Annotated in this window: 12 protein-coding genes; 7 read left to right on the forward strand and 5 right to left on the reverse strand. The window is 38.2% G+C overall.

Annotated elements, in window-relative coordinates; genetic code table 11:
• The 5 genes from FHR28_RS09500 (at position 1) to FHR28_RS09520 (ending at position 6,044) form a co-directional block, all read left to right on the forward strand.
• Entirely contained in the window at positions 1-645 is a 645-nt protein-coding gene (locus FHR28_RS09500) for a TerD family protein (protein WP_096734160.1), read from the forward strand.
• Between the two features lie 14 nt (positions 646-659).
• Positions 660-1,295, forward strand: coding sequence for a vWA domain-containing protein (locus FHR28_RS09505; RefSeq protein ID WP_105712596.1), 636 nt, complete (start codon positions 660-662; stop codon positions 1,293-1,295).
• Positions 1,296-1,398: 103 nt separating this feature from the next.
• Positions 1,399-2,451, forward strand: a complete 1,053-nt coding sequence (locus tag FHR28_RS09510; protein WP_034613144.1) for a TerY-C metal binding domain-containing protein — start codon at positions 1,399-1,401, stop codon at positions 2,449-2,451.
• 97 nt (positions 2,452-2,548) lie between these two features.
• A complete protein-coding gene (locus FHR28_RS09515; RefSeq protein WP_259190657.1) occupies positions 2,549-4,471 on the forward strand; it encodes a PP2C family serine/threonine-protein phosphatase in 1,923 nt (640 codons plus the stop codon).
• Between the two features lie 43 nt (positions 4,472-4,514).
• Positions 4,515-6,044, forward strand: a complete 1,530-nt coding sequence (locus FHR28_RS09520) for a helix-hairpin-helix domain-containing protein (RefSeq protein WP_004720359.1) — start codon at positions 4,515-4,517, stop codon at positions 6,042-6,044.
• Between the two features lie 27 nt (positions 6,045-6,071).
• On the opposite strand, the gene FHR28_RS09525 is transcribed toward FHR28_RS09520, so the two are convergent.
• The 5 genes from FHR28_RS09525 to FHR28_RS09545 are packed head-to-tail and all read right to left on the reverse strand — an operon-like array spanning position 6,072 to position 11,006.
• Positions 6,072-6,998 carry an HpcH/HpaI aldolase/citrate lyase family protein gene (locus tag FHR28_RS09525; RefSeq protein WP_056511232.1) on the reverse strand — a complete coding sequence of 309 codons (927 nt, stop codon included), beginning with the start codon at positions 6,996-6,998 and terminating at the stop codon, positions 6,072-6,074.
• Positions 6,995-8,161, reverse strand: a complete 1,167-nt coding sequence (locus FHR28_RS09530; protein WP_166782467.1) for a cysteine protease StiP family protein — start codon at positions 8,159-8,161, stop codon at positions 6,995-6,997. The genes FHR28_RS09525 and FHR28_RS09530 overlap by 4 nt, the downstream gene beginning before the upstream one ends.
• A complete protein-coding gene (locus tag FHR28_RS09535; RefSeq protein ID WP_166782468.1) occupies positions 8,154-8,933 on the reverse strand; it encodes an HAD family hydrolase in 780 nt (259 codons plus the stop codon). The genes FHR28_RS09530 and FHR28_RS09535 overlap by 8 nt, the downstream gene beginning before the upstream one ends.
• Positions 8,923-10,044, reverse strand: coding sequence for a phosphoribosyltransferase domain-containing protein (locus FHR28_RS09540; protein ID WP_056511222.1), 1,122 nt, complete (start codon positions 10,042-10,044; stop codon positions 8,923-8,925). Before FHR28_RS09540 ends, FHR28_RS09535 begins: the two co-directional genes overlap by 11 nt.
• Before the next feature lie 5 nt (positions 10,045-10,049).
• A complete protein-coding gene (locus FHR28_RS09545) occupies positions 10,050-11,006 on the reverse strand; it encodes an ATP-grasp domain-containing protein (protein ID WP_171527310.1) in 957 nt (318 codons plus the stop codon).
• 363 nt (positions 11,007-11,369) lie between these two features.
• Between FHR28_RS09545 and FHR28_RS09550 the strand changes: the two genes are divergently transcribed.
• Complete coding sequence (locus tag FHR28_RS09550; RefSeq protein ID WP_166782470.1) at positions 11,370-12,560, forward strand: TerD family protein; 1,191 nt, start codon at positions 11,370-11,372, stop codon at positions 12,558-12,560.
• A gap of 57 nt (positions 12,561-12,617) precedes the next feature.
• Positions 12,618-13,193 (forward strand): TerD family protein, encoded by a 576-nt coding sequence (locus FHR28_RS09555; protein WP_004720366.1) that lies wholly within the window; start codon positions 12,618-12,620, stop codon positions 13,191-13,193.
• The last annotated feature ends 7 nt before the right edge of the window (positions 13,194-13,200 follow it).

The raw sequence follows: 13,200 nt of genomic DNA on the forward strand, positions 1-13,200 counted from the left end.
ATGGCAATTACATTGGCGAAAGGTCAAGGACTCAGCCTTGAAAAATCTAAACATGATTTAGAGTTAGTGACGATTGGACTCGGTTGGGATATCACTGAGCAAAAGAAAGGCTTTTTAGGCGGATTATTTTCTGGTGCAAAGAGCGAAGAACACGATCTAGATGTGGTGGCATTTTTATGTGATGCCAGTGGAAAAGTAAAAGATCTGGGCTGGAATGCCGCAGGTCAAGCCACACTCGAAAATAGTGATGTTATCTTTTTTAATAATTTAAAGCATCGTTCAGGGCAAATCTGGCTGACTGGAGATAACCGTACGGGTGCTGGTGACGGGGATGATGAGCAAATTATTGTCAAATTAAATAGCTTGGCAGCTGAATATCACAAGATTGTTTTTATTGTGCAAATTTATAATGGTGCAAAAAATAATCAGCATTTTGGTCAGGTTAAAAATGCCTTTATTCGTGCTGTCGATGGTACTGGCAAAGAAATGGTACGTTTTGATTTATCAGGTATCGGTCAATATGATCAACAACGTTCATTATTATTTGCTGAACTGGTCAGAGAAAATAGTGGTTGGAAATTTAATGCGGTCGGTAATGCATCACCCGCGGATAATTTCGTGGAATGGTTAAAAAAATATAGTTAAAAAATGAGAATATAATGCGCCGTTTACCTGTATATATTTTATTAGATACATCTGGCTCTATGCGTGGTGAGCCAATTCACTCGGTGAATGTTGGCTTGCAGTCGATGCTCAGTGCATTAAGGCAAGATCCTTATGCGCTTGAAAGCGTGTATTTAAGTGTGATCACTTTTGATATTGAAGCAAAAGTTTATTTACCGCTTACCCCTTTGGATCAAGTTCAAATTCCAGATCTAGATGTACCCAATGTGGGAGCAACATTTATGGGTGCAGCATTGGAATTACTGGCACAGGAAGTACACCAGAATGTACAGAAAAGTAGCAATGATGTTAAAGGCGATTGGCGCCCGTTATTGTTCTTGATGACAGATGGTTCACCCTCAGATGTCTATGCTTATCAGCAAATCGTTCCCACAATTAAACAGCTTAACTTTGCCACGATTGTCGCTTGTGCTGCGGGGCCAAAAGCGAAAACTGAATCCTTGCTACAACTGACGGATCAAGTGGTTGTGTTAGACACCATGGACTCAAATAGTTTTGCCAGCTTCTTTAAGTGGGTTTCTGCAAGTGTGGTCGCTGGTAGCAGTAGTGCAGGAGTATCCGATTCAATTTCTTTACCACCACCACCCGCCGAAATTCAGCTGGTTTTATAACTGAATATTACGTGACGATAAAAATGTTAAATCAAACAGATCAGTACTTGTCTGTTTGATTTAGGTATTTGAATAATATGATAAAAATAATGTAGGTGAAGTTATGCGCCGTTTACCGGTATTTTTTGTTCTTGATTGTTCTGAATCAATGGTCGGGCAACCGCTTGAATCAGTTCAAGAGGGTGTGGAATTTATTTTAAGCAGTTTAAGAAAAGATCCTTATGCACTTGAAACTGTATATGTTTCAGTGATTGCATATGCAGGGATTGTCAGAACATTGGTGCCTTTAACTGAGTTATTTGCCTTTAATCATTTTAATTTGCCCTTGGGTGGTGGGACACATTTGGGTAAAGCTTTAGATCATTTGGGGCAGGAAATTGATCGTTATGTGATGAAAACCACCAGTGAAGTCAAAGGCGACTGGAAGCCAATGGTCTATATATTTACCGATGGACGCCCAACCGATGAATATGATCAGGCAATTCAACGCTGGAATGCCAAATATGCGCATAAAGCAACAGTCGTCGCCATCGGTCTAGGTGCAGATGTTGATTTTTCTGTGCTAAGTAAGATCACTGAAAATACCATTTCAATTGATCAAATCAATCAAGAATATGTCAAAGGTTTGTGTAAGTGGATCACAGCCTCTGTGGTCTCACAAAGTATCAGTATTGGTAGCCATCAACAAAAAGATGACCTGTTGCCGATTGATGAGCGTTATATGCGCTTGGCAAAAGATGCATTATCCCTGCAAAAAAATAAAGCCGATGATCATTGTGCGATATTTGTGGGTCGCTGCCAAAAGATGAATAAACCTTATATCATCAAATATATACGTAACTTACAGTACAAAGGTCCAGCTGATTTAAATATCAATATCTATAATTTTAAGTTAGATACCTGTAGTGCGATATCTGAGGAGTATTTTACTTGGTCAGATCATAATGCATCAAATAAGCAGATCAATACGGCTGAACTCGATGGTTTCCCTGAATGTCCACATTGTTTTTCTGAGACCGCTTTTGCAGTATGTGGATGCGGTAATTTGATGTGTTATGACGGCTATCGGGAATCTGTGGTTTGCCCGTGGTGTCGTCGACAAATCAGTTTCTCGTCTGGTGATGGAGATTTTGATTTAACCCGTGGGCAAGGTTAGGCTTTATCGGTTGATGTGTTGATAGATTATTAAAGCATTGCTGCATTGAACAATATTAAAAATCTATATCGCTTAACGCTTAAGTGCATCGTGATTGGTGAGTGACCAAGCGAATAGAACAGAAAAATGGGTAGAGGGTAAAATGGACAGTGATGTATGCAAATTAAAGCAGATTTTGGAACATAATTCCGCTGATTTCAGTGAGACATTTTCACAATTTCTATTAAGTGATCCGCAAAATCTCAAACAACTTTCAAAACTCATCAATGAATTGGAAAAAGTGAAGATAGCTGCACCGCGTTTGAGCAATATTCATGAAGCTGATTTATTGGATAACGCATCTGTTGCACAGTCTCAGCATGAAACTATAAGCTCGAATACAACTCAAGCTACTGTACAAAAGAATGTTCAGGAGCCAGTCGGTCTTAATCAGCAAACAGAAACCAATCAACACGCTAGAGTTGATGAACAAGTCAAGCTTGATGAAAATATTCAACAAAATTGTGTTGAGCCTTTAGTCAATGTGGATCAACTCCATACATCATCTGAAAACACCAACTCAGTTGGAGCAATTTCCGAAACGCAAAATGTCACTTTAGATCTTCACACAACATTGCAACTGGCACCGATCCTACAAGTTGAACAGCAAGTTGTTGCAGATCAAGTCGAGCAAGCATCAGCCTTTGCAACTGAAGCCAATTTAGAAAACAAGCCGACAATTGATTCTGAAAATATAAACTCAACCCCTGAAATAATATCTTCTGAAACTGAGAAGAATAGATTAGAGATCGAATCTGTGTTTAGACGAAGTAAATATGAAGACATTAAATTTCAGGTTGAAAATGCCCGAGTTGGACAACACTATCAATCTCAAATTTCAGTGATTTCTCAACATGATGTCAATCAATTAACATTCAAATCTGAAAGCTTTAAATTTCCAGATACCAGCTTTTATTTCGATGAAGCCACACAACGTATTCATGGTGAACCACAACTAGCAGATTCAATCGAATTTTCTTTTCAGTTTATTGCTGATGGAGAAACACGCTCCGCCCAGTGTCGGTTGAATGTCATTGCAGACCCACGCAGTTTATGGAAAGTCATTGAACCTGAGTCTGGGCAAAAATTTAGCAAGCCACATTCGGATCAAGCCTTGATTGATGTCGCGGACTATAAAATTATCGCTGCAAGTCGTCGGGGCCGTTCACATGAACACGCGGGTTTATTTAGAGATGACGATTTTTCCATTACCTTAATCGACAATACACCTTGGTCGGTCTTGACTGTGGCAGATGGTGCAGGCAGTGCGCAATACTCAAGAGAAGGCTCTCGAATTGCGGTAGAGATTGTTGAAAATGAGTTTAAAAACTATTTAAATCCACACACGGTTGAAAGCCTGATTGCTGATTTAGAAAAGTGGCAAGTGGGCAGTCAGGATGCTGAAACTGTTGCAGTTGCCAAAAAGTTAAATGAGCAGTTTCATCATGTATATTATGAAATTTATAAATCAATTATTAACCAAATCAAATTACAAGCAGAGCAGATTGGGGTAAATACTAAAGATTTTTCAACCACATTGCTGGTTGCGGTCGTATGTAAATTAGCTGATAAAACCTTTATCAGTGCATTCTCAGTGGGAGACGGTGCAATCGCAGTATATAGCGAGGACAATGTGCGCCTGATGAATGTTCCAGATGGTGGTGAATATGCAGGACAGACCAAGTTTCTAGATCTGAGTATTGCAACAGAATTTCCAAACCGTTTAAAAATAGGCTGCTTTAAAGATACCCATGCGATTATGTTGATGACAGATGGTATTTCAGATCCAAAATTTGAAACAGATTCTGGCTTATCCAATTTTGACAAATGGCAAAATTTATACCGTGAACTGGATCCGTTGCTACAGAATGAAGCAGCCGATACGGCATTGTTGGAATGGATGCATTTCTTTACAGCTGGGCATCATGATGATCGTACCATGGCCGTATTATGGAATAAGCATTCAACAATATGTGTATAAATAATATCTAAGTATTTGAAGAATATAATGTAAGGTGGCAAGTATGTCAGCAAAAATTATTAAATGTACCACCGTTGATGGACGTGAAATAGAATTTGTAGATGAAATTATCGGTTCAGGTGCAATGAAAGATGTATATTTTTCACCTGATCGTAGTTATGTGGTGTGCTTTTTCAGTAAAGAAAAGAATAAGTTTTATGAATCTAAAGCCACCTTTGAGCAGCAAAAAGATCGTTTAAAAGAAATTGTAGGCAATAAATGGCAAAGCATTTTTAATGGTATTGGTGGGGACTATTGGAAAAATATTTTCTGCTGGCCTGATGGTTTAGTTGAATATAATAATTTGCTTGGGATTACCGCCCCAACCTATAGAAAACAATTTTTCTTTGAATATGGTTCAAAAAATAATGATTTTCTGCAAATCAAAGGCAAAGAAAAAGAAGGGAAATGGTTTGCAAGTGCAAACAACCAAAACAGATTTCTCGACGATAAAGAAAAAGGTACTTGGCTAAATTACCTTAAAATAGGAATTCTAATTTCCCGCGCAGTACGCCGTATGCATGCTGCAGGTTTGGCCCATTCAGATTTATCTTATAAAAATATTTTGGTCGATCCTGTTTCTGGGAGTGCCAGCGTTATCGACGTTGATGGTTTGGTGGTACCTGGAAAATACCCACCGGACGTTGTCGGTACTCCTGATTTTATTGCGCCAGAAGTGGTACGCACCAGTCATTTATCCAAAGACAATCCTGATCGTTATTTACCCAGTATTGCGACAGATAAACATGCTTTGGCGGTATTGATTTATATGTATTTGCTCTATCGACATCCGTTACGTGGTGGAAAAATTCATGATATGAATGATCCGCAAAAGGATGAAACGCTGGGAATGGGTGAAAAAGCGCTGTTTATTGAACACCCAACAGATCATAGTAATCAGGTGAAACCGACTCAACTTAAAGTCAGTCAGCAACCGTGGGGTGATCCTGCAAAAGTACCTTTTACAGTGACTGGACCGTATTTGTCTGAGTTATTTATGAAAAGCTTTGTCGAGGGGTTACATGATCCTGCCAAGCGTCCCTCAGCTAACGATTGGGAAACAGCTTTGGTTAAAACAGTGGATTTGATTCAGCCTTGTCATAATCACCGTTGTGGTCAAAAGTGGTATGTCTTTGATAATTCCACTAAACCTGAGTGTCCATTTTGTCATACGCCGTTTAAAGGTAAATTACCTATTCTCAATTTATACTCAGCACGGCAGCAAGGTAATTTTAGACCCGATAATCATCGTTTAATGGTGTGGACAGGCCAATCTATTTACGCATGGCATACCAATAATATGATTGCACCGAATGAACGCTTAACCGCAGAACAGACCAAGCGAAAAGGGTATTTTGTTTTACATAATGATGTGTGGTGGTTGGTCAATGAAGATATGCCTGATCTTACTGATGTTGCCAATAAAACGCAGATCCCGATTGGTGGTAAAATTGAGTTAAAAGATGGTGTTCAAATTTTATTTTCTAAACAAGATGGCGGTCGTTTAGCTGTGGTACAAATGGTTGAAGCATAATGCGATGCTTCAACCTCTAAACAAGGCCTATACCACCAATATTTTGTCGTGTGTTGAACAAGAGGATTTGACCAAACCAAAAGTTTTATATCTGAGTAAAATCATTTCAGCCCAATTTTTATGGGTGGCAGGTTCGATCATTGAACCATGACTTTTGAATACACTTTTAGCATCGTGGGCTAAGATTAATTGAGCTTCATGGAAATCTTCAGGCTGAACTTGTAAGGCATGATGAATATGACCAATTTGAGCAGGATGAATTGCTGTTTTGGTATAAATTCCATTATTCATGTCTTGTTCCAGCTCTTGCATCAATAGCTGTGTATTTTCAAAATGTTCACACACGGGTGAACTCAGCTGAAAGCCATTGGGAATAAATAATCCCGCCAATTGTGAAATCAGAATACCCACAGGTGTTTGATAAATCGTAGTATTTTTGGGTCTACGCAGATTTAAACAGGACAAGAGGTCATTGCCACCAATTCTTAAACATAATGTTTTATGAAAGTCATATTTAAGAGCTTGGTAAAGTTCAATATTGTGCGCAACATCAAAGATTTCTTTGGTTTCAAGTGTCGGCATATATTGCAAATTGGCAGGTAATACATTCATCCAATTTTTTAGATTAAATACATTAAACTTAGGCAAAATCATACCATTAAATGTTTGATTTAGATCCCAGTCTACAATGTGCTTCGCCATTTCCATATTTCTTGGACGGATAAAAATGGCAGGGGCTTTTAAACTGGGTTCATCCAGTCGTCTTTGCAATAAAAGTTTTAAATTCACCATCGCCGTTTGAACATCTGATTCAAGTACAGCATCTTCAAGGCATACCGCAATTGATTTAATCTGAGGAAATTTAATTCCTTGGGTAACTTCCCACAATTGTTCATGTGTTGCAGGAATATACATGGTCGCGCCAAGTTCAATGGCGTGTAAAAGTGGCTTCATTTTTTCTTCTCTACTTTTTTTATCAATGTTGCTGCGTGATAAGGACCTAATTTTGTTCCCAGAATATCGACTGGAATATTTCGCTCACGTGCAAAGTGCAATAATAATTGTACATGAGGGTTAGATTCATCTTTCAATAAGATTCGTTCAGGTACGCGTCTTAAAACTGCACGGGTTGCTTCAGCAATACTGGGTTTTATATGGTTAATATTTTGAATCGCATATTGTGCTGCAATCCATTCAATCGTTTCTGCAGATTGCTGCTGTTGTGCTAAACGAATTTGATTGTTCCAGCTCACCTGTTTATCAGTTGGATTTTGTTCAATCAACAGTCGTATTTGCTCAACAAAATTGACAGAAAGGTCATAAGGTTTTAGCTGATCATAGATTAAACAACTGTGCCATTTTTGTGTCTGATAGCAATTTTTACGGGCATCTTGCTGTTCAATCGTTTCTTTTAGAATCGTCCGAGAAGTCAATCCAGAGATCACAGAACCCAATATCCCAAATGGAATCAACCAATCATCTGTGCTGGCACTTAACCAAGAATAACCACCCAAATCAGATAGGGTAACTAAACGCGGGATCTGCCAATTTTCATCAAAGAGCTCAGGAATGTCTTGTAGATTTTTTGTGAGTTCTTTGCATATCGCGCCTTTACCTGTCCAGCCATCTACAAAAACGATATTCTCAGCACCATGTTGTTCAATAATTGCTTGCAGTGCAGCAAAGTCAACACCTCGATCACGAATGATACTAATACCATAGTGATAACAAGACTGATGCTTTTCAAGGTAATGCTTGAGTAATACACCTAAAGGAACACCAGCGCGAACCAAACTCACCAAAACAATCTCTTGCTTGGGAAAACGTTGCATCAAACTGTTGCCAATTTTTTGAACTTCTTCGGCAAGGCGCTGTGCACCTTGTTCAAAGGCATGCTGATAATGTTGCATTTGTTCATCCGTTGGCGGATGTTCAGCACTGATCATTTGTGAATAGTGCATTTTTCCTGACTGGATCAGATATTCTTTTTCTTCAACTGCAGTGGGTTGAATATCATCAATCTGCATCAAAAAAGTAACATCTTCGGGACGATATGAACCGTGAAAGCCAAGTTCGTTCAATATTGGATTGAGTGGTGTGATCAATGAATTAGACATGACCTAAATATCCTTTAGTGTCAAAATCATGGCTTAAATGCGTATTGAGAAACTTATCCAACTGACTGCTTTTCGGCATTCCAAACCAGTCGCAACAGCTGAGGAATCCAGCATCTGATAGACTATCGCCCCAACCTAAAATAATACGTTCCCGTTGCGGATCATGTTTCTGAATATAAAACTCAACCGCGCTTTGTTTGCTGACATGATGTGGAATAATCGCCAGATTATTGCCATTGATATGGATATAGCACTGTTCCAGTAGAGGTTTAGGTAATTTCTCAACAAGCCGATCTAAAAATAACGCACCAGCTTGTTTTTGCTTTGCAACAGAATAAATACTCAGTTCATTTTCAACTAAAGTCCAAGTTCTTACTGCACCAAAATCTTTGGCATAGTCATGCAAAGCTTCTGGCAAGTCAGTCAGTATGCCATTGAGTTGAATTTCATGTTGTTTTTGAAGATCAAACCAGTCAGTATCCACAGCTAAATTTTGATCCAGAATCGTGCCACCATGGGAACAAATCGCACCATATTTAAAAGGGATTTGTACACGTTTAAAGCCTTCAACTGAGCGAGCAGTTACAGGCACAACCTCAGCAGATTCAAGCAACCAATTCAAAAAAGACTGCTGTTTTGGACTCATATATGAAAGCGGTTGTCCTGAAACATCCGTAGTCACCATCTGATGTTGTGGTGTTGGTTGCTGTTTTCGATAAGTTTGAAATAAAGTGTCATCCAAGTCGACAAAAACTAAAGGTTTAGGGTTCATAACTGATCACTTCCAAATTTTTAATTTGTTCAAACAAGCTTGGGTCTACACTATCTTGGTGTGTTTCAATCACCAAAAGCACCCGATCAAATTCTTGATGTTTTACGTTATAAGCAAAGTTTTGGATATTTAACCCATAATTATCATGAAACTGGCAAATACTTTTTATCGCATGTCCTTGCATGATCGGTGAACGTGTTGTTGAACTAAAATAAGTTTCAGCACCTTGTTGTTCCAACTGTTCTGCAATAAGAAAAGGGATCCAACTAAACTCACCTGAACCCAGTACAAGTATTTTTTCGCCTGGATGATTGATGTGAATATGTTCCCATGGCGTACATTCTAAATAACCTGGCTCACGTCCCCAATTATTTGGTGCAATAATTTTCTGTGCCTGTTGCTCAGTGGAGCTGACATTGGGCATATTAATCTGAATATTGTGCTGATTCGCTTGCCACTGCCAATTCCCTTGCAATAATGAAACCACTTCCACAGGGATATCAAGTTCATCCGTTGCAAGACTGTGCTCAGCCCAGTTCACCAACGTGACCAAGATCACGCGTTCAACTTGCTGCAAACCAGAATTTGTTAAGCTGTTGATCAGGTTTTTAAAGGTTTTTCCAGTCGAAATTTCATCATCAACTAAAATCAAAGTTTTTGAATTAATCACTTGCTGATGTTTGGCTAAATCATGGCTGCTTAGAATAAACTGATCCTGAGCATGGCTATGTTCTTCTAGAAAAAGCCCCAACGTGGGTAAAGTCGATACAGGGTGTCGTGTTGTGGTTAAGAAAATCGCATTTTTGCCATGTTGTTTTTTTAATTCACGATAAACCCCAGCACCTAAACCGACTGCTGTTTCGGCCATACCAATGACACAGATTGGCCCAGCCAAATCTGTAGGTACTAAACTGGCTAAATCGCTATAACTGCGCTGCATGACAGAGGGTGCGACAGGGATATGTTTCCCCAATACTTTGGAAACAAATAAAAATGCTCTTTTAGGATTAATTCTTTCTGCAAAATCTAATAAATCATCTAAAGCCCAATGGCTATGTTGTTGGTTAACTTGAACACTGATTCGCCCACGACTTAAATCTATATGCTTCATCTATCTTACAAATCCAATTTTATACTATGGGCAATCGGTAAAGCTTTTACAGGCGATTGGAGTGGTGCTCGAACTAAATTCAAATTTAATTTTTCAGCAATCAGTTCAGCAATCAAATTGACTCCAGTATGTTGTGTATAAGCAAAACCACCAGCAGGGCGTGGATTGATCTCAAGAATATGCCATTGCAAGCTTTCATCTTGTTTAAATTGGATATTAATTAGTCCATCACATTGAAAATAATCGACTAAATCTATACAAATTTGATGACAAGGATGTTGCAAAAAACACTCTTGAAAATAAACATGTTTAATTCTGGTTACTTGAGCAATGATCTTTCCTTGACTACAAGCAATATCAACTGAACATTCTTGCCCAGCCAAATAAGGCATAATCAGATATTCAACAGGCTCTTCCTGCTGACTATATGCCTCTATAAATTGCTGAGTATTACATTTGGTCGGTGAGCTAAAGTTTTTAAAGTACGACACATGATTCTGTAAGCGGACAAAGCCGGCACCATAAACCCCATAAACAGGCTTAGCGCAGATCTCACTATGTTGTAGCTGTAATGTTTCAATGGATGTCTTCAGCGTTTCTGTGGAATTGGCTAATAACGCTGGAATGACAGATAAATTTTGAGCTTCACAATGTAAGGTAAATTGGTATTTATTGTTCATCAACTCATGCTGTTCTGAGCTGAGTGTACCAGTAATCAACTGAATAGCATGTTGTTCAAATTGAGCTCTAAACGGCTCAATATGTTGGCTGTGTTTTCCACAGAAGAGCAGTTGAATATTATGTTCAATACATTGTTCTAATAACCATTCAGCGCTCTTTGAAATAGCAGGTTGCTGAAGATAAACATCAGCACTTAAGGCAAGTTCGGGACGGTTACGGCTGTGAGAACAAAATATAGTCAGTTGTTTTGATATACTCGAACTTTTCAGTAATTGAATCATATCATTTTGACAGGAATAACACTCGGCGATCCAAATTTTATATTGCTGTAGCACGGGTAATTTAATCTCAAATTTTTATAAAGAATAACGAAGTTTTTAAAGCGACTATCTGATGCGCTGGAAAATATAACAATTCCCCATAGTGATACAATATTTAATTTTAATATTTTGTAAAAGTAATGAAACATAAAGAAAAAAAACACTGAAACACTTGAGATTAGGAATTTTTATGGTAAAACATAGCATATCTATTTTTATTTGTTTTTTATAAAGAAAGTTAATTTAAAAACTTCATTTGAATAACGCATGATTTTAAATTCATTTTATCAAAAAGCGATAATATACCTATAAAGTGGAGGATTTATGCAGCTGGTTGCTGGTGGAAATATTCAAATACCTGCTCAGGATATTGAAATTTGTATAAAAACAGGTTTTTCATCTGACATTGAATTAGATGTTACAGCATATTTACTGGCCCAAGGCACGCTTAAAGTGCGTGGTGATCAGGACATGATTTTTTATGGACAACGTCAAACCCCCAATCAAAGTGTGGTTTTGCTAGAATCATCATCTAAGAACCAAAATCTCACCAAATTAAAAATCAATACTGCACTTTTAGATGCACAAATTCAAAAAATCGCTATTTGTGTCACGATCAATGAACCAAACACCATTGGAAATATTGTTCCGATTGATATTGAGCTTTATGCAGCGCAACAGCGTATTGCGACTGCACATTTGGATACTCGGAATAGAACTGAAAAAGCCTTAATCCTTGCAGAGATTTATTTACATAACAGCCAATGGAAATTTCGCTTTGTTGGTCAAGGATTTAATGGTGGATTAAAGCCGTTGGCAGAAAACTTTGGTGTTGTGATTGCCGATGAAGTGAAAAATACTACACCTACACCTACACCTACACCTACACCTACAAATTCAAATATTAATCTTTCTAAAATTCGACTGGATAAAAACAATTCAACCATCAATTTAACCAAGAAAGGCAATGGTTTTGGAAAAATTTCAGTCAATTTAAACTGGAATAAAAGCCAGCCCAAATCCCAATCATTTTTTCAGAAACTATCGGGTTCAAGTGCAATAGATCTAGACCTTGGCGCGATGGTGCAACTTAAAAATGGTGAAATTGATTTAGTACAACCGCTGGGTAATCGTTTTGGCCGTTTTGAGGTCAAACCTTTTATTCAGCTTGATGGCGATGATCGTACAGGTTCATCTGTACAAGGTGAAAATCTACATATCAATGGTAATCAATGGGATCAAATTGAACGCATTGTGATTTATGCTTATATTTATCAGGGTGCTGCGCAATGGGCTGCAACAGATGGTGTGGTCACCATTAAGATCCCAGACCAACCTGAAATTGAAGTTCATTTGACGGATGGTAATCAATTGACAACATGTTCTATTGTAGAATTAAAGAATAACAATGGCACTATACAAGCCAACCGAGAAGTTCGTTATTTTAAAGATCAAAAATATTTAGATGAACATTATGGTTTTGGGTTCCGATGGACACAGGGTTCTAAAAATTAATTGACTGCATGTATTTAAACAATGAATGCACACTGCAATAAAGTAGAGGAAATATAAATGGCAATTTCATTAAACAAAGGTGGCAACTTATCTTTAAGCAAAACTGACCCAAGTTTAAACCAAGTTTTGGTCGGCTTAGGTTGGGATGCGCGTGCAACCGACGGAACAGATTTTGACTTAGATGCTTCGGCATTTTTATTGAGCGAAAATGGTAAAGTTCGTGGTGAACACGATTTCATTTTCTATAACCAAACACGTTCACCTGAAGGTTCTGTTGAACATACAGGTGATAACCGTACAGGTGCGGGTGATGGTGATGATGAAGCAGTTCGCATTAATCTCGCACAAGTACCTGCAGATGTTCAAAAAATTGCAATTACAGTCACCATTCATGAAGGTGAAAGTCGCGGTCAAAATTTTGGTCAAGTTCAAAATGCGTTTATTCGCGTGGTAAATGATCAAAGCAATACTGAAATTGTTCGTTTCGATTTGAATGAAGATTATTCAACAGAAACTGCCATGATTTTTGGTGAATTATATCGCCACAATGGTGAGTGGAAGTTTAGAGCTGTAGGACAAGGTTATGCTGGCGGTTTAAGCGCAATGTGCCAACAGTTCGGTATAAGCATCTAATATAAGA

The sequence above is a fragment of the Acinetobacter sp. BIGb0196 genome (assembly GCF_011759595.1).
In the GTDB taxonomy this organism is placed as follows: domain Bacteria; phylum Pseudomonadota; class Gammaproteobacteria; order Pseudomonadales; family Moraxellaceae; genus Acinetobacter; species Acinetobacter guillouiae.

Coding starts and splice junctions, on each gene's coding strand:
- FHR28_RS09550 (WP_166782470.1), top strand. CDS start 11,370: ATGCAGCTGGTTGCTGGTGGAAATATTCAAATACCTGCTCAGGATATT.
- FHR28_RS09555 (WP_004720366.1), top strand. CDS start 12,618: ATGGCAATTTCATTAAACAAAGGTGGCAACTTATCTTTAAGCAAAACT.
- FHR28_RS09505 (WP_105712596.1), top strand. CDS start 660: ATGCGCCGTTTACCTGTATATATTTTATTAGATACATCTGGCTCTATG.
- FHR28_RS09540 (WP_056511222.1), bottom strand. CDS start 10,044: ATGAAGCATATAGATTTAAGTCGTGGGCGAATCAGTGTTCAAGTTAAC.
- FHR28_RS09520 (WP_004720359.1), top strand. CDS start 4,515: ATGTCAGCAAAAATTATTAAATGTACCACCGTTGATGGACGTGAAATA.
- FHR28_RS09510 (WP_034613144.1), top strand. CDS start 1,399: ATGCGCCGTTTACCGGTATTTTTTGTTCTTGATTGTTCTGAATCAATG.
- FHR28_RS09545 (WP_171527310.1), bottom strand. CDS start 11,006: ATGATTCAATTACTGAAAAGTTCGAGTATATCAAAACAACTGACTATA.
- FHR28_RS09530 (WP_166782467.1), bottom strand. CDS start 8,161: ATGTCTAATTCATTGATCACACCACTCAATCCAATATTGAACGAACTT.
- FHR28_RS09525 (WP_056511232.1), bottom strand. CDS start 6,998: ATGAAGCCACTTTTACACGCCATTGAACTTGGCGCGACCATGTATATT.
- FHR28_RS09535 (WP_166782468.1), bottom strand. CDS start 8,933: ATGAACCCTAAACCTTTAGTTTTTGTCGACTTGGATGACACTTTATTT.
- FHR28_RS09500 (WP_096734160.1), top strand. CDS start 1: ATGGCAATTACATTGGCGAAAGGTCAAGGACTCAGCCTTGAAAAATCT.